15 protein-coding genes are annotated in these 16,859 nt (G+C 69.8%); 6 read left to right on the plus strand and 9 right to left on the minus strand.

The genetic code is table 11. The annotated features are described in order from the left end of the window. Together EES42_RS06685 and EES42_RS06690 are read left to right on the plus strand one after the other, a co-directional pair. On the plus strand, positions 1-781 hold a 781-nt coding region (locus tag EES42_RS06685; protein ID WP_241196254.1), incomplete at its 5' end, for an ABC transporter ATP-binding protein. Continuing rightward, a complete protein-coding gene (locus EES42_RS06690; RefSeq protein WP_124717105.1) occupies positions 778-2,421 on the plus strand; it encodes a transporter in 1,644 nt (547 codons plus the stop codon). The genes EES42_RS06685 and EES42_RS06690, both read left to right, overlap by 4 nt. 56 nt (positions 2,422-2,477) lie before the next feature. Here the strand turns inward: EES42_RS06690 and EES42_RS06695 are convergent, their stop codons facing one another. Next, positions 2,478-3,371, minus strand: a complete 894-nt coding sequence (locus EES42_RS06695) for an alpha/beta fold hydrolase (RefSeq protein WP_124717446.1) — start codon at positions 3,369-3,371, stop codon at positions 2,478-2,480. A 788-nt stretch (positions 3,372-4,159) separates the two neighbouring features. Further along, positions 4,160-4,852 (minus strand): metal-dependent transcriptional regulator, encoded by a 693-nt coding sequence (locus EES42_RS06700; RefSeq protein ID WP_124717106.1) that lies wholly within the window; start codon positions 4,850-4,852, stop codon positions 4,160-4,162. A gap of 218 nt (positions 4,853-5,070) precedes the next feature. On the opposite strand from EES42_RS06700, the gene EES42_RS06705 reads away from it, so the two are divergent. Continuing rightward, positions 5,071-5,826, plus strand: a complete 756-nt coding sequence (locus tag EES42_RS06705) for an SIS domain-containing protein (RefSeq protein ID WP_124717107.1) — start codon at positions 5,071-5,073, stop codon at positions 5,824-5,826. Between the two features lie 39 nt (positions 5,827-5,865). Here EES42_RS06705 and EES42_RS06710 read toward each other — a convergent pair whose 3' ends face one another. Together EES42_RS06710 and pdxH are read right to left on the minus strand one after the other, a co-directional pair. Beyond that, the gene (locus EES42_RS06710) at positions 5,866-7,224 is read right to left on the minus strand and encodes a PAS domain-containing protein (RefSeq protein ID WP_124717108.1); all 1,359 of its coding nucleotides are present in this window, start codon (positions 7,222-7,224) and stop codon (positions 5,866-5,868) included. Between the two features lie 357 nt (positions 7,225-7,581). Further along, positions 7,582-8,208: a pyridoxamine 5'-phosphate oxidase gene (gene pdxH / locus EES42_RS06715; protein ID WP_124717447.1), complete on the minus strand. Its 627-nt coding sequence runs from the start codon at positions 8,206-8,208 to the stop codon at positions 7,582-7,584. A gap of 220 nt (positions 8,209-8,428) precedes the next feature. Between pdxH and EES42_RS06720 the strand changes: the two genes are divergently transcribed. Then, entirely contained in the window at positions 8,429-9,538 is a 1,110-nt protein-coding gene (locus EES42_RS06720; RefSeq protein ID WP_124717109.1) for a citrate synthase 2, read from the plus strand. Between the two features lie 265 nt (positions 9,539-9,803). Here the strand turns inward: EES42_RS06720 and EES42_RS06725 are convergent, their stop codons facing one another. Continuing rightward, positions 9,804-10,469, minus strand: a complete 666-nt coding sequence (locus EES42_RS06725) for an ABC transporter ATP-binding protein (protein ID WP_124717110.1) — start codon at positions 10,467-10,469, stop codon at positions 9,804-9,806. Positions 10,470-10,511: 42 nt separating this feature from the next. After that, the gene (locus EES42_RS06730; RefSeq protein ID WP_124717111.1) at positions 10,512-11,648 is read right to left on the minus strand and encodes a hypothetical protein; all 1,137 of its coding nucleotides are present in this window, start codon (positions 11,646-11,648) and stop codon (positions 10,512-10,514) included. A 438-nt stretch (positions 11,649-12,086) separates the two neighbouring features. On the opposite strand from EES42_RS06730, the gene EES42_RS06735 reads away from it, so the two are divergent. After that, positions 12,087-13,484, plus strand: coding sequence for a glycosyltransferase family 39 protein (locus EES42_RS06735; protein ID WP_164495193.1), 1,398 nt, complete (start codon positions 12,087-12,089; stop codon positions 13,482-13,484). A 602-nt stretch (positions 13,485-14,086) separates the two neighbouring features. Here EES42_RS06735 and EES42_RS06745 read toward each other — a convergent pair. The 3 genes from EES42_RS06745 to EES42_RS06755 are packed head-to-tail and all read right to left on the minus strand — an operon-like array spanning position 14,087 to position 16,003. Further along, positions 14,087-14,671: a hypothetical protein gene (locus EES42_RS06745; protein WP_124717113.1), complete on the minus strand. Its 585-nt coding sequence runs from the start codon at positions 14,669-14,671 to the stop codon at positions 14,087-14,089. A 13-nt stretch (positions 14,672-14,684) separates the two neighbouring features. Beyond that, positions 14,685-15,278, minus strand: a complete 594-nt coding sequence (locus EES42_RS06750) for a TetR/AcrR family transcriptional regulator (protein ID WP_124717114.1) — start codon at positions 15,276-15,278, stop codon at positions 14,685-14,687. Next, positions 15,266-16,003, minus strand: a complete 738-nt coding sequence (locus EES42_RS06755; protein ID WP_124717115.1) for an enoyl-CoA hydratase family protein — start codon at positions 16,001-16,003, stop codon at positions 15,266-15,268. The genes EES42_RS06750 and EES42_RS06755 overlap by 13 nt, the downstream gene beginning before the upstream one ends. A gap of 298 nt (positions 16,004-16,301) precedes the next feature. Here EES42_RS06755 and EES42_RS06760 point away from each other — a divergent pair, with 298 nt between their 5' ends. Continuing rightward, a complete protein-coding gene (locus tag EES42_RS06760) occupies positions 16,302-16,829 on the plus strand; it encodes a GNAT family N-acetyltransferase (RefSeq protein ID WP_241196255.1) in 528 nt (175 codons plus the stop codon). The last annotated feature ends 30 nt before the right edge of the window (positions 16,830-16,859 follow it).

A 16,859-nucleotide genomic window follows, 5' to 3' on the forward strand; every position in this document is an offset into this window, starting at 1 on the left:
CGAAGCCGGTGGGGCGGCGCCCGCCGTTCGCGTACAGGGGCTGTGGAAACGGTTCGGGGAACAGACCGCGGTGGCCGGGATCGATCTGGAGCTGCCCGCGGGCAGGTTCATCGGTCTGGTCGGGCCCAACGGGGCGGGCAAGACCACCACGTTGTCGATGGTCACCGGGCTGCTCCGGCCCGACCAGGGCAAGGTCGAGGTGGCCGGCCACGACGTGTGGCGCGACCCGGTCGAGGTGAAGTCCAGGATCGGCGTGCTCCCGGAGGGGCTGCGGCTCTTCGAGCGGCTCTCGGGGCGCGAACTCCTCGCGTACACCGGAAGATTGCGCGGGCTGCCGGGCGCCGAGGTGGACAAGCGGGCCACCCAGCTCCTGGACGTTCTCGGTCTGGCGGGCGCCCAGCACAAACTGGTCGTCGACTACTCGACCGGCATGCGGAAGAAGATCGGGCTCGCGGCCGCGCTGCTGCACAACCCCGAAGTGCTGTTCCTGGACGAGCCGTTCGAGGGCGTCGACCCGGTTTCGGCGCAGACCATCCGCGAGGTCCTGGAGCGGTACACCCGCTCGGGGGCGACCGTCGTCTTCTCCAGCCATGTGATGGAGCTCGTGGAGTCCCTCTGCGACTGGGTGGCCGTCATGGCAGCGGGCAGGATCCGGGCCCAGGGCACCCTGGCCCAGGTGCGCGGCGAGGCGCCCTCGCTGCAGAACGCCTTCCTCGAACTCGTCGGCGCCGGCTCGCGCGCCACCGACGACTCCCTCGACTGGCTGGGCGGCAAGCGATGAGCGTGCTCGACGCCCCCGTGGGTGCCGCCCCCGGACGGGCCGCGAACGAGAACCTCGTCCCCGTCTTCGTACGGCTGAAGCTGACCCTGCTGCGCAACGGGCTGCGGCAGTCGGCCGGCCGGCGGGCCGCGTACATCGCCTCCGTCGTCGTCACCCTGCTGTTCGCCGCGGGCCAGCTGATCGGGCTGATCGCGCTGCGCGGGAACGCCCACACCGGCTCCCTCGTGGTGCTGCTGGCGGCGGTGCTGGCGGTCGGCTGGGCCGTGATGCCGCTGTTCTTCCCCAGCGGTGACGAGACTCTGGACCCGAGCCGGCTGGTGATGCTGCCGCTGCGGCCGCGCCCGCTGATCTCGGCGCTGCTGGCGTCCTCGCTGGTCGGGATCGGTCCGCTGTTCACGCTCTGCCTGACGGCCGGATCGGTGTTCGCGGTGGCGCGCGGGGCGGCCGGCGCGGTGTTCGCCGTGGTGGCCGCGCCACTCGCGCTGCTGGTGTGCGTGGCGCTGGCGCGGGCGGTGGCCACGGCCAACACCCGGCTGCTGACGTCCCGCAAGGGCCGCGATCTCGCGGTGCTCAGCGGGCTGGTGATCGCGGTGGGCTTCCAGGTCGTCAACTTCGGCGCCCAGCGGCTCGGCCGGGCGGGCGGGCTGTCCGCGCTCGACCCGGTCGCGGACGTGGTGCGCTGGCTGCCGCCCGCCTCGGCGATCGGGGCGGTGGACTCGGCGTCGCGGGGCTCGTACGGACCGGCCCTCGCACAGCTGCTGCTCTCCGTCGCGGCGCTGGTCGCGCTGCTGTGGCTGTGGCAGCGGAGCCTGGTGAAGCTGATGACGACCCCGGACGGCTCGACCCTGGCGGCCGCCGGGCCGGGCCACGAGAAGGCCCGCAAGGGCGGCTCCGGGCTCGCCGCGCTGCTGCCGCAGGGGCGTACCGGGACGGTGATGGAGCGCAGCCTGCGGTACATCGCGCGCGACCCGAAGACCAAGGCCGCCTGGGTCACGGCGCTGGCGATCGGGCTGATCGTGCCGATTCTCAACGCGCTCCAGGGCACCGGCTCGGTCTACTTCGCCTGTTTCGCCGCCTGGATGCTCGGCATCCAGATGTACAACCAGTTCGGGCAGGACACCTCGGCGTTCTGGATGGTGGCGCTGACGATCTCCTCCACCCGTGACGCCTATCTGGAACTGCGGGCGCGGGCCCTGGCGTTGCTGCTGATCACGCTGCCCTACACGATCGTGGTGACGGTGGTGACGGCCGCGCTGCTCGACGACTGGGCCGCGCTGCCGGAGGTCATGGGGCTGTCGTTCGCGCTGCTGGGCGGGATGCTGGCGACCGGCGCGGTGGCGTCGGCGAACTTCCCGTACTCGATCCCGCAGGAGGGGGCGTTCAAGAACGTGGCGCCGGGGCAGGCCGGGCTCGCCTGGATCTCCATCTTCGGCGGCATGGTCTCGGCGGGGCTGCTCTGCGCACCGGCGATCGCGGCGACGATCTGGCTGCACGTCGCGGACCACGAGCAGTGGCTGTGGCTGCTGCTGCCGGTGGGGGCGGTGTACGGGGCGCTGATCTCCTGGGCGGGGCTGCGGGTGGCCGCCCCGCGCACGGCGGACCGGCTCCCGGAGATCCTGGCGGCGGTCAGCAAGGGCTGAGGGCGGCCGCGGCCGGGCCCGCGGGCCCGGCCGCGCCGCTCCGTCGCGCCGCCCGGTCACGACGGGACCGGTTCGCGCTCCTCCTGGGGGTCCTCGGCGAACTGCTCCAGGAAGGGTTCGACCGCGGCGCGCCAGCCCTCGGGCTGGTCGTAGTGGACGAGATGGCCGGCGTCGGCCACTTCCGCGTACTGCCCGCGCGGCAGTACGCGGACCATCTCCTGGGCCTCCGCCCGGCCCAGCTCGCCGTCGAGCCCGCGGAGCACCAGGGTCGGGCAGCGGACCTGCGCCAGCTCCTCCCAGTGCGCGTCGAACACCCAGGTCGCACGGGAGCGGAGCATCTGGCGGCGGGAGAAGACGGGGCGCCAGCCGTCGGCCCGCTCGGCCATCACCTCGGCGAAGAACTCGCCGCGGGCCGGGTTGGGCCGCTCCACCCAGGGGTCGTCCTCGCCGAACCACTTGCGTACGTCGGAGAGCGTCGCGAACGGCACCGGCCAGGACTTGAACCAGTCCTCCCACTCGCGCTGCGAGGCCGCGCCGAGCGCGGAGGCCCGCATGTCGCAGATGACCAGGGCCCGCACCAGGTCGGGGCGCTTCGCGGCGAGCTGCCAGGCCGTCAGCGCGCCCATGGAATGCCCTACGAGGGTGACGGGGGCGAGGCCGAGCTGTTCGATCGCGGCCTCGGCGTCGGCGATGTACGCGTCACGGGTGTACGGGCCTTCGGCCGGCTTGTCGCTGCGGCCGTGCCCGCGCTGGTCGAGGCCGACGGCCCGGTACCGCTCCGCGAGCCAGCGGGCGGTCGGGGCCCAGTGTGCGGCCCGGCCCATCAGGCCGTGGAGCAGTAAGACCCCGGGGGCGCGCTCGCCCTCCGTGCGCCCCTTGGGCGGGTCGGCGAACTCCCAGGCCGCGAGTCGTAAGCCGTCGGTCCCGGTCACATCGATGCGCCGCACCATATGTCCTGGCACCCCCTTCTGGTCCTCGATCACCGCTTGATCACTGCCTTGATCACCGCGTGGTCGCGTCACGCCAGACTATCGAACTTGTATTCGAAAACCGGGATCTGCCACCCAACACCGCTCGTTCGAGTGACCGGCCCCAAGGATTGACCGCGGCGGCGGCGGGGAGACCTTCTCCGGGAGGCGGGCCACTCGGGGATGAGGGCCCGTGGGGACTGACCTTGAGAGCTCGGGGCTCCAGGTCAGAGCAGGGGAGGACAGGCCCCGGCGCCGCGAGGCGCCGGGGCCCTCTGTCTTCCGGGGAGCCGTCGGCGGCGATGCGCGTCGGCGGGCGGCGGCACCGGTCCCCCGGACGGCGGAGTGCGATTCATGGGCACGGGCGCGCGGCGCGTCATGGGCATGGGCGCGCGATGCGCGGGCGGCCGGGACCGTGGCAGCCACCTTCCGGTGCGCGTGCCGGACATGCCGCACACGCAGATACGACGGGCGCATGCACCTGCTCCCTCCCCGACCGCGCGACCAGTTGGCCGACACTCTCAGGTATGCCTCAGCCACAGCCTGGCACGCGATCCGTCCGGGCGCTGCAATTCCGGACGGAAATCGGTAAGCGGAAGCCTCGCTTCAACGCTCCGGCGGCGCCCCGGCAACGACATCCGGCCAAGCAGCGCCCCGGAGGCGGGAATCCTGCCCAAGAACGTCAGCCCCGCGGCACCCGCCGGCCGGTGCCCCTCGGCGGCATCCGCCCGGGGAGCCCGGCCGACGCGCGGACCTCGGCGGCGGGGCACTCAGCGCTTGGCGACGAACACGTGCGAGGCGACCTCGGTGTCCAGCTCCGCCGCCTCACCGCTGCTGCCCACCAGCACACCGCCGGGCGACTGCGTCACGCTGACCACGGAACCGGGCTGCACGCCCGCACGCCGCAGCGTGTACATCAGCTGGGCGTCCGTCTGGATCGGCTCACCGATCCGGCGCACGACCACCGTCTTGCCGTCCGCACCCGGGTCGAGCTCCGACAGGCTCACCATGCCCTCGTCCAGGAACGGGTCGGCCTCGGCCTTCTCGCCCAGCTCCTCCAGGCCCGGGATCGGATTCCCGTACGGGGACTCCGTCGGGTGACGCAGCAGCTCCAGCACCCGCCGCTCCACCGCCTCGCTCATCACATGCTCCCAGCGGCACGCCTCGGCGTGGACCTGCTCCCACTCCAGGCCGATCACATCGACCAGCAGGCACTCGGCGAGCCGGTGCTTGCGCATCACCCGCGTCGCCAAGCGGCGCCCCTCGTCGGTCAGCTCCAGGTGCCGGTCGCCCGCGACCCGCACCAGACCGTCACGCTCCATCCGCGCCACCGTCTGGCTGACCGTCGGACCGCTCTGGTCCAGCCGTTCCGCAATCCGGGCGCGCATGGGGACCACGCCTTCCTCTTCGAGTTCGAGGATGGTGCGGAGATACATCTCCGTGGTGTCGATCAGTCCGGACATTCGTGCCCCTCGATGCTGTGACAGGAAAACGTCGTAAGCGCTGTGCGCTGGCCCTCCCCCAATTCTGACGCATACCGCCGACAACCGTGCCGGGCCGGTCGAACCCCGGGCGCCGGAGCCCCGCAGGCGGTATTGACATGTCACTGGTCCAGACCGCAACGTGATCCGCGGCACGGACACCCGTTGCACACTTCTTCCCGCCGGAAAGGGCCTCCTCGATGAGCGACAGCAAGCTGGCCGGTCAGTTCTTCGACGCAGCGATCGGCCTGCTGGAGCGGGTACGCGACGAGGAGTCCGGCAACATCGCGGCCGCCGGTGCCGCGATCGCCGACACCGTGGAGGCGGGCGGCAGGCTCTTCGCCTTCGGCGCCGGGCACTCCTCGCTCGCCGCGCAGGACGTCGTCTACCGGGCCGGCGGCCTCGCCCTGATGAACCTGATGGCCATCCCCGGAACGGTCGGCGTCGACGTCATGCCGGCGACGCTCGGCTCCGCCCTGGAGCGGGTCGACGGACTGGCGGGCGCCGTGCTCGACTCCAGCCCCGCCACCGCCGGCGACGTCCTCGTGATCATCTCGCTCTCCGGCCGCAACGCACTCCCGGTGGAGATGGCGCTGAACGCACGGGCCCTCGGCCTGAAGGTCATCGGCGTGACCTCGGTGGCGTACGCGGAAGGCACCCGCTCCCGGCACACCTCGGGCGGCTTCCTGCGGGACCACTGCGACATCGTGCTCGACAGCAAGATCTCCATCGGCGACGCGGAGCTGACCCTCGACGGGATCGAGGCACCGTTCGCCCCCGCGTCGACGGTCGTCACCAGCGCGCTGATGCAGGCCATGATGGCCGCCGCGGCGGAACAGCTGGTGGCCCGGGGGATCGAGCCGCCCCTGCTGCGCTCGGGCAACGTCGACGGCGGCCACGAATGGAACGGCCGGGTCATGACGGAGTACCGGGACCGGATCTTCTACCGCCAGTAGAAGCACAGCGGTGACGGGCAGTGGACCCGACAGCGCCCCTCACCTCGTCGTCGCCAGCACCTGCGCCAGGTCCACCGCCGCCGCCACCCGCACCGCCACGCTCTCCGCGTACGCCGCGTCCGGGTGCTCGAAGGCGGCGCGGTGGGCGGAACGCAGAAACGTCACCACGCCCAGCGTGCGCCCCCGGCTCCGCAGCACCGCGCACAGCGCGTGCACGGCGTCGCCCGGCCACTGCCGCTCGGCCGCCCACACCCCGGCCCCCGACCCGGCACCCGCGCTGGCCCGCACCGACCCCGTACGGTCCACCGCCTGGAGGGCCGGGTGCCCCGCCGCGTACCGCAGCGGAATCGAACCACCGGCCACCGGCAGACACGGCCCCGGCTCACCGGACGGCGTCGCCGCCACCCGCACCAGCCGCTCCCCCGCCACCACATCGACCAGCGCATGATCCGCGAAACCGGCGAGCGCGTAGTCCAGATAGGACGTCGCCGCTTCCATCGGGTCCTCGCACTCGGACGCCGACCGCGAGGCCCGGTGCAACTGGTTCGACCGGAACCGCACCCGGTCCGCCTCCTGCGCCGCCAGCTTCTGGTCCGTCACGTCCTGGAACAGCCAGCCCACCCCCAACGGAACCGGCTCCTGGGCCAACGGCGAGTCCAATCGCAGAAAACCGCTGCGCCAGCACCGCCGCCGCTCCCCCTGCGCGGTCCGCAGCGTCACCCACAGCTCGGCGGGCGCCGGTGGTGCGCCCTCGGCGAGCACATGCTGCAACGCGCCCTCCAGATCCTCCACGCCCTGCCCGATCAGCTCCCCCAGCGGGCGCCCCAGCAGCGTCCTGCGGCCGCCGCCCAGCGCCCGCGCCGCATGCGCGTTGACGACCGTCGGCCGCAGATCCGCGTCGACCAGCACCACACCCCAGGACGCGTCCTCGAACAGCGCCTCGCTCAGCGCGATCGACCGCTCCAGGTCGATCTGCGCGTGCACCTCGCCGAACGCGCAGTACACCCCGGCCGGCCTGCCGTCCGCACCCCGCACCCCGGCCGACTGGGTCCGCACCAGCACCCGCCCGCCGTCCTTCCGCAGCAGCGCGAACTCATGCACCTGACGCCCCGGCGCGTCCATGACCGCCATCAGCCGCCCCTGCACCTCCTCGGCGTCCGCCCGCCGCACCGCCCACCCCGCGAACCCGGCCCGCCCCACGGCCTCCCCGGCGGACCAGCCCAGAATCCGCTCGGCCTCGCGGTTCCAGTGGGTGATCGTGCCGTGCGCGTCGAAGGCGCAGAGCGCGGCGTCCATCCCGTCGAGCAACGCGGCGAGCAATACGGCCCCGGCCCCGCCCTCCGGCCCCTCGTCGGGCCCGAGCGCCTCGGCCGTTCCACTGCTTGTGGACGCACTCACCCCGTACCTCCCGCAGGACGCATCCGGCATTTCCGCACGTCAGACCATTGAACTCGAAGGTGCCCCGGCCCACGTCGACTTCCCGGAAATCAGCCGTCGCATTAATTCGCTTGTGCGGTGCCAGAGGCGTTCCTAGGCTGCTGCCACACGCGAAAGGAGGTGTTCCAGAAGTGATTTCTTCTCGGACTCGTGAGGTGGCTGCGGGCTGACGCCCGTTGTCGCGCACTTTGCAGTGCAGGCCGGTCGTCGGCCAATCCCAATGCAGTCACCGACCCGCAGGCTCGCCGGTAAGTCCGGCCGGCTCCTCCGCAAGGAGGGACCAGAGCCTGCGGGTCTCCGCATGTCCGGGCGGGGCCGCTACGGGCACAGGCGCTCGACGCGCCACTGGTCGCCCTCGCGCACGTACCTCAGCCGGTCGTGCAGCCGGTTCTCGTGGCCCTGCCAGAACTCGATCGTGTCGGGGACGACGCGGAAGCCGCCCCAGTTCGGGGGCGCGGGGACCTGTTCGCCCTCGGGGTAGCGGGCCGCGAGCTCCTCGTAGCGGGCGAGCAGTTCGTCGCGGGAGCCGATCACCGTGGACTGGGGGCTCGCCCAGGCGCCGAGCTGGGAGCCGTGCGGGCGGGTGCGGAAGTAGGCGGCCGTCTCGTCGCGGCCGGTGCGGTCCGCCCGGCCGGTGACGATGACCTGGCGGGCCATCGGGTGCCAGGGGAAGAGCAGCGAGACGTACGGGTTGTCGGTCAGTTCGCGGCCCTTGCGGGATTCGTAGTTGGTGAAGAAGACGAAGCCGCGCTCGTCGTACTTCTTCAGCAGCACCGTGCGCGAGGACGGCCGGCCCTCGGGGGTGGCGGTGGAGACCACCATGGCGTTGGGCTCGTGGAGCAGCCCGCCGACGGCGACCTGCCGGAACCAGTGGGCGAACTGCTGCATCGGGTCGGCGGCCAGCGTGTCCTCGGTGAAGCCCTCGGAGCGGTACTGCTCGCGCATCGCGGCCGGATCGGTGGTGGAATCGGAGGGGGAATCTGCGGTGGGCACGGGGTCATCCTGCCGCAGGGGCAGGAGCGGCCCGGCAAGGAGGGGTGTCGTGGGGCGGGGCCGATTCGGGGTGCTGTGCCGGATGTCACGCTTCCCCGCGTCCCGGGTGACCCGCCAGTATCTGAGGCAGGCCACTGTGGCCCGCGCAGAGCCGTCGACCGAGGGAGCCGCCATGTCCGACTTCGTACCGGGACTAGAGGGAGTCGTCGCGTTCGAGACGGAGATCGCCGAACCGGACAAGGAAGGCGGTGCGCTCCGATACCGGGGTGTCGACATCGAGGACCTCGTCGGCCATGTGTCGTTCGGCAACGTCTGGGGCCTGCTGGTCGACGGGGCGTTCAACCCCGGTCTGCCGCCGGCCGAACCGTTCCCGATCCCGGTGCACTCCGGGGACATCCGGGTCGATGTGCAGTCCGCGCTGGCGATGCTCGCCCCGGTGTGGGGTCTGAAGCCGCTGCTCGACATCGACGAGGAGACGGCGCGCAACAACCTGGCGCGGGCCGCCGTGATGGCGCTGTCGTACGTCGCCCAGTCGGCGCGCGGGCAGGGGCTGCCGATGGTTCCGCAGAGCGAGATCGACAAGGCCGGTTCCGTGGTGGAGCGGTTCATGATCCGTTGGCGCGGGGAGCCGGACCCGAAGCATGTGAAGGCCGTCGACGCGTACTGGACGTCGGCCGCCGAGCACGGCATGAACGCCTCGACGTTCACCGCCCGGGTCATCGCGTCGACCGGTGCCGATGTGGCGGCGGCGCTGTCGGGCGCGGTGGGCGCGATGTCGGGGCCGCTGCACGGTGGTGCGCCGTCCCGGGTGCTCGGGATGATCGAGGAGATCGAGCGGACCGGCGATGCCACCGCGTACGTGAAGAAGGCCCTGGACAAGGGCGAGCGGCTGATGGGCTTCGGGCACCGGGTGTACCGGGCGGAGGACCCGCGGGCGCGGGTGCTGCGGCGCACGGCCGAGGAGTTGGGCGCGCCGCGCTTCGAGGTGGCGCAGGCGCTGGAGAAGGCCGCTCTTGAGGAGTTGCACGCGCGGCGCCCGGACCGGGTGCTGGCGACGAACGTGGAGTTCTGGGCGGCGATCATGCTGGACTTCGCGGAGGTGCCGGCGCACATGTTCACGTCGATGTTCACATGTGCGCGTACGGCGGGCTGGTCGGCGCACATCCTGGAGCAGAAGCGGACGGGGCGGCTGGTGCGTCCTTCGGCGCGTTACGTGGGTCCGGGCTCGCGGGATCCGCGGGAGATCGAGGGGTACGACCAGCTCGCGGATCTGGGGAACTGAGGGCCGGACCGGCCCCCGGGCAGGTCCGCAAGGTCTCACCTGGCCTGCGTGTCCATACGCCTGGACCGACTACACGGCGTTGGTACTGGAACGACGGCGCCCTTCACTGGTGCAGTGGGGGGCGCTGTCATGTCTGCGAAGCCGTGACGGCGGCGGCGCGTCCACGGGCCGGTCGGGTCGTCTCCCGCACGGTCTGCAACAGCCGGCGCGAACGGAGCCTGTGCTACCTGCCGAAAGGCGTCAGTTCGATACCCCATGGAATGGGCTATCTCGCGTCGTGAAGGGTAACGAGTGCGGACTCATCCACTGCAAATACGGCATCACACCGGTCTCGGACGCCGGCATCGTGGGTGGCAATGACCACAGCACATCCGCCCCGGCTCATCTCATGAAGGATGTCGACAACCATGGAGGCATTGGCATCGTCGAGGGCGCCGGTCGGCTCGTCTGCCAGCACCAGGTCCGGCTGCTGAACCACGAGACGGGCCAGAGCCACGCGCTGCTGCTCTCCGCCGCTGAGGTGGCAGATCTTCTCTCTCCCCCGCCCTGCCAGACCGACGCGATCAAGGGCTTCAGCGACAGCCGTGGCGGCTGTGCCTCGCAGTGACCTCTGCAGCCTTGTGACTACTTCCAAGTTTTCATCGACAGTCGCATTCTCTATCAGGGCGTATTGCTGGAACAGATAGCCGAGAGTATCGCGGCGGAACCGGAGAATATCGCGTCGCCCGAATCGAGTGATATCGCTCCCCTCGTAGTGAATTTTTCCGCCGCTTGGCTTTTCGAGCAAGCCGAGACAATTAAGGAGGGTCGACTTACCTGATCCACTGGGGCCGACCAGCGCGAGCATTTCACCACTTTTGACGGTGAAGTTGACATCGCGCCACAAAGTCCGGGCATCGAAAACTTTCGACAGATTCTCGATATCGATCACAGCATACTCCGACTGACTGGAGGGATTTCACGCATGAAGAGCTCAGACCTCGGTTGCGCCTCTCCGCATGATGCGGCCGTGGAAGAATGCAAGGGCAAGTAGCACAGCCCCGAATTCGAAAGCGACAAGCCCGGCGATGACACTGATGTCAAGTGCAGTGATGCGGATGGGCTCAAAGGGGGCGGGCGCGCCGTTGGCAGCATACTTTTTCAGTTCCTGATGTTGCTGCCATGCGACGAAAGGAACCCGGGTGGCGAAGATGACCGCAATTGCCGCTTCGACGGCGAGGATGAAGCGGTGGGTGGAGATGTATCGCCAGCCGCTGATGCGTTTCGCAAATATGACCTGTGCATTCTTGCGCGCATAGATGAGACAGACACCCACACCAGCGACAAGAATGACGATCACGGAAACGATGAGGTTGAAGATCTGCAGCCGGAGTTCACTGACTGAATTTCTGAGGTCCAGGGCGGTCTTCTGAGCGACCGGACTGACGGCGTTTATATAGTTCTGCAGCTTCTCCGTCTCTATGCCGTTCAGTACATCATCGGGGTTAGGGAAGACCACGCCGGCCTGAGTGGCGTAGGCGGTGTAGGCACTATCCGTGAGGAAAAGCGATCCGTTGGGGACGACGATTAGGGCGGGGTCGCGCACCAGGGATCTGTCTTCGTCCGGTCCGTGTGCGGCGTTGTAGACGTAGGCGCCGGTGTTGTAGCCGAAGAGATGTTGCCCCGCCTTGCTCGTCAGCGTCTCGAGCGCGATGTGCTGATTGAGATTCGGATCAATGATCCGGGAAGCTGCTTTGCTGATCGTCGGCGCGTGAGCCTTCAGGGATTCGGGAACGATGACCCGCACGGGTCGCGTGTCGGGCTTCTCATCGCTCTGGGCTGCAGAAGTGTATCGGCGTCCCGCCGGATCGGTGACTGGCTGCCTGCCGAGATAGGCGTCATTGACGATGAGGATCTCACCGGTCGGCAGATGTGCGTCCGGTGCGGAGATCTGGAGATCTCTGCGCCCGGCAAGAATGACTTTGCCCTGCCTGTCGGCTTGGCGCAGCCATGGCCCCACGCGTTTGTCCACCTGGTCCATGTCCACGGCGAAGGCGCCGTTGATACGGATCGAGACCGCATCTCCTGCGGTGCGGTAGACGTCCTGGTTTTCCTGGCGCATCAGCGCCACGTGCCACCGATGCTGCAATGATAGCCGCGCGGGACGAGAATGGGGAGAAAGTCGTCCCGGGCTGCGAGAACGCCCTGGTGGAGCTGCGCACCTGCCCGGCCACTCGGCTCGACCCGGCAGTTTTCGCCGCCACAGAGCGTGGTCCTGACCGATTGGCCGAAAAGAGCGAGACAAGCCGGTCCCGCGCTGGCAACCTTGATCACGACTGCCTTCGAGAGGGCCGCACACGGGGGTACTGCGGTGCATACGATTCCTGGCCGGTGAGTTGCCTTCCTGCGCTTGGTACTCCGCCCTATTCGACAGCCACTCCAGAAACCCTCCTTGATGACCACTGCTCGCACCTTGCGTTCGTCGCCCCGTTCCTCGGGGACCGGGACGCTGTCCGTGACATCTCCAGCCGGCCCCGAGCGTCGCCGTACTCTCACCTGGTTGATACCGATGCTGTGGACTTTTTCCCTCGGCCTATGGGGCCTGTCACGGCAGGGCAGCGTATGGCGGGACGAGGCCGCGACCTGGCAAGTAGCCCAGCGCTCCACGGCTGAGATTTGGCACATGCTGGGGAACGTCGACGTCGTGCACGGCTGCTACTACCTGCTGATGCACGCACTGTTTGAATGCTTCGGCCCCAGTACCACCGTCCTGCGGCTGCCTTCAGTTATCGCCACGGGAGTAGCGGCGGCGTGTGTGGGGCTAATTGGCCAACGGCTGGCCGGTATGTGGGTGGGCTTGGCCGGAGGACTGGCTTTCGGGCTGGTTCCGGCCGTGCAGTTCTATCTCCAGGAGGGGCGGCCGTACGCCTTGGTCGCAGCCGGGGCCGGAATCTCCACCCTGCTACTCGTGACCCTGCTGCAGGGACGCGACCGCACGGTGTACTGGGCTGCCTACGGCGGCATTATCGTGATGAGTGGGCTTTTGAACTGGCTCTCGCTCATGATTCTCCCAGCGCACTTGGCGACTCTGGTCTGGAGCCGGGCCGACCACGCAGTGTGGAAACGCTGGACTACCGCTGCCGCGAGCGCAACGGCCTGTGTCCTACCCTTGGTCGTTTTCAGTCGCGGCCAGTCCGCCCAAATCTCCTGGATCCCACCGCTGACCTGGCACATGCTCATCGGCCCGGCGGTCCTGCTGGCGATCGGTGGAGTCGGCGCACTACTGGATCTGCCCCGGGCAGGCCGACTGTCGGTGGCAGCCGTCGCACTACCGCTGCTGGCGGTCCCGCAGATCGGCCTCATCGGGCTTTCTCTGATCCAGCCGTTGTTCCTGGACCGGTACGTCCTCTTCAGCCTGCTGGGGTTGGCGCTGCTGATCGGCACGGTGATCGGCACGGCGGTACAGGCAGTGAAGCCTCGGCACCCGAGAGCGGCGATGGCAGTTCTCCCCGCAGTGCTCGTCGTGGCGATGGTGGCATTGTTGCCTCAGTCGCTGGCCAAGCGATCCCCTTCGAGCCGGGTGGACGACGTCCTGGCGGTAGCCTCGAGCGTGCGGCAGTTGCAGGAGACCGGGGATGCGGTGCTCTTCATTCCGTCGGCGCGTCGGGACACCAAATCCGTCTCCCCGAGCGTCTTTTCTGGTCTACAAGACATTGCTCTGGCGCAGAGCCCGGAGAAGTCCGGGACCCTTAAAGGCGTGGAGGCGACCCCGGATCAGATCCGTGCAGCGATGCTGGCCCAGCACCGGATCCTGCTGGTGACGGACACGCCTCAGGTAGCGAGACCGGTGACAGCCGAGCGGGACAAGATGAAGACTTACGTGCTGAAGAAGTACTTCAGGGCCGTGGCTGACGAGCAGGTTCGCGGACGAAGGGTGACGGTGTATGAAAACCGCTCGACCGGGTGAGGCTGCCGGACACCTCGAACCGCTGTGGCTGCCTCGCTCGCCGTCACTCGGTGGCCCTGTCCCGGCAGTACTGCGGCGCCCTGGGCAAACGCTCACCCTGCCAGGTCGGGGTGAGCGCCCACGCCGTCATCGACCAGGCCTCGTGCGCGCTGTCGTGGCGGCTGTTCGTGCCACCGGAGTGGGGCGACCGCGACGATGTCCGCAGGGAGCGGACCGGTCTCCCGCCGGAGGCCGGGCACGTCGAGAAGTGGCGGCCTGCTATCGGCATGCTGGACGAATCGATCGCCTGGGGGCTTGCTCCGCAGGTCGTCGTCGCTGACGCCGGCTACGGCCAGTCCGTAGCTTTCGCCATGTTCTGCGCTCCCGGTGCCTGGGCTACATCGTCGCCGTGCGTGGGGACGAGACGCCCATCGCTTCGACGCAAAACCGGTGACGCCCGCCTGCGGCGGCGCAGGCGGACGCACCCTGCCCTGCTCAAGTCCTCGACATCACCCAAGGCCCGGTGCGGGCCTGGACCGGCGAATTTCCCACCTGCCAACGCGAGTTACCCCACACACAACAACACCGCCACAGCCACAGAAGCGCAACCCGACGAAGCGCTACTAGAGCTTGCCGCAGAGAGTGACAGTGCGGTGTCCGCCGAGGCGGCGCCGCACCTCCTGCTCGAAGGTGTGGGTCAGCTCCGCCCAGTTCCAGAAAGTGAGGCCGAGCCGCCCGCAGGCGTAGTAGTCGTCCTCCCAGCTCCATCGGTCGATGCCGGAGGGCCGGTGGCAGGAGGGGCATTCCACGGTCCCTTCGCTGCCCTTCTCCCAGTCCGCGAACCGGCCCGCGAACGGTTCCCAGGCGTCGTCGATCGGGCACCAGGTGTCGTCGACCAGGCGGATCGCGGTGGCGCAGAGCGGGCAGGTGGCGGCTCCAGCCTCGCCCTGGCCACTGTCGAAGACGGTCCTTCCGGTCGTGATGTCGAGGCCGTTGCTCCAGAGGTCGACCGGTTCCGGGTCGTCGACGGCCCTGGCGTAGTGCGGGCCGGGCGGGTTGCCATGGCCGTCCCCGCCGAGGACGCAATCGGTGCGCTCTGCGCCGACGATCCCGTCGGCGATCAGCCAGTCCAGGAGCCCGGCGCCGAGTTGTGCGGCGTCCTGCTCGGTGGCGTCGAGGTCGACGATGGTCTGGAAGTAGTCGCCCACAGGTCCCCCACGGTCAGTCGAGTACGTCGTCCAGCAGCAGCGCCCACTGTGCCACGACCCTCCGCCGCCGGGCCGTGTCGTCGGTGAGGACGTTGGCCAGGCCCAGGCCGCGGGCCATGTCGAGGAGGCCCTGGACGGTTTCGCGTACGCCGGGCTTCGTCTCGTCGGCGGCGAGGAGTTCGACGGCGATGCGGTGGGTCTCGCGGCCGACGCGGGCTTCGAGTTCGGTGACGCGGGGGCGCAGTTGTGGCTCGTTGGAGGCGGCCACCCAGAGTTGGAGGGCGGCGCGGAAGAGCGGGCCGGTGTAGAGGTCGACGAGGGCGGCGACGACATCCGTGCGGCCCTGGACGGGCAGGGCGCGCAGGGCGGCGGAGCGTTCCTCGGCGACGTATTCGACGGCTGCGGTGAACAGGTCCTCGCGGGTGGGGAAGTGGTGCTGGGCGGCGCCGCGTGAGACGCCCGCGCGTTCGGCGACGACGGAGACGGTGGAGCCCGCCCAGCCGTGTTCGGCGAGACAGGCGACGGCGGCTTCGAGGAGTCCGCGGCGGGTGGCCCGGCTGCGGTCCTGCTTGGGGGTCCGGTCGGTGGGGGGCGTCACGACACCCATGCGGGCTCCCGTCGTTCGAGGAAGGCCGTCATTCCTTCCCGTGCCTCGGCGGAGGCGAAGAGGGCCGCCGAGCGGGCGATGAGGTCTTCGGCATGCTGGTCGAAATTCTTCAGCACAGTAGCCGTGACCAGCTCCTTCGATGCCGCCAGCCCCTGGGGGGACGCCTTGCGCAGGCCGTCCAGGACGGGGGCGAGGGCCTTGTCCACCTCTTCAGCAGCGAGTGTGATCAGGCCGATGCGGGCGGCCTCGGTCGCGTCGAAGCGTTCTCCGGTGAGGTAGTAGCGGGCGGCGGCCCGGGGGTCGATGCGGGGCAGCAGGGGCAGGGAGATGACGGCGGGGGCGAGGCCCAGGCGGGATTCGGTGAGGGCGAAGGTGGCTCCGGGGCCGGCCGCGGAGATGTCGCAGGCGCCGAGCAGGCCGAGGCCGCCCGCCCGTACATGGCCGGTGACCCGGGCGACGACGGGTTTGGGCACGGCGACGATCTGCCGCATCAGGGCGACGAGGGCGTGCGGGTCGGGCGGTGCGGTGAGGTCGGCGCCGGCGCAGAAGGTGTTGCCGGTGTGGGTGAGGACGACGGCCCGTACGGTGTCGTCGGCCGCGCAGTCGTCCAGGGCGGTGGCGAGCTCGTCGACCAGGGCGGCGGAGAGCGCGTTGCGGTTGGCGGGCGAGTCGAGGGTGAGGGTGGTGATGCCCCGGTCGTGGGTGGGTGGGGCGAGCCGGCTCATCGGTCACTCTCCTTGCTGCGGGGACGTCGCGTCGAGCGTGGCAGCGGGAGCAAGAACAATCAAGCACGCTTGCATGATTACCTCTGTCCTCGTACCTTCCGGCGCCTCGCGAGCGCGACCGGGATTCCGCACGCACGCCCGCCTGCTCCAAGGCCTCCCGGAATCGTTCTTCGGGTCACCCAGGCCGTGCTGGGGTGCCCCGCGGCCCCTCCGCGATCGCTCTCTGTGGTGGGCGGCCCCGGGCGGCGTCCCCCGGAATCCGATGGTGCGAAGCGGCTTCGACGTCGAGGATCGTCGGATGCATGAGGTGAGACTGACCGACGGGACCATCACTCTGTCGCCACTGCGCCTGGACGATGTGGAGGCGCATCTCGCGGGGGAGGATGAACTGCTGGTTCGCTGGCTCAACGACGGCCCCGGCACGCGCGAGGGCGTTGAAGCGTACTTCCGGCACTGTCGGGAGCAGTGGGGCGCTGGCGGGCCGCTCCGCGCTTTCGGCATCCGGGTGGGCTCCGACGAGGCGCTGGCGGGAACGGTCGACCTGCGTTTCGCGGAAGAGGGCCTGGCCCCCGGCCAGGTGAATGTCGCCTACGGCCTCTACCCCTCCTGGAGGGGGCGGGGCCTGGCTACCCGCGCGGTCCTGCTGGCGTCGCACTACGCGGCCACCGCGGGTGGCGAGGAGGCGGTGATCCAGGTCGAACCGGAGAATCGCGCATCCGCCGCAGTCGCGCGGCGGGCAGGGTTCAGCCCCGTCGGGCAGCCGCCCGGCAACAGCAGCACATGGTTCGACTGGTACGTCCGGGACCTGCGCGACGATCCGCGGTGACGACCAGTGGTCACGGGACAGCCCCGGCCG

This window comes from Streptomyces sp. ADI95-17, assembly GCF_003846175.1.
Classification (GTDB): Bacteria; Actinomycetota; Actinomycetes; order Streptomycetales; family Streptomycetaceae; genus Streptomyces; species Streptomyces sanglieri.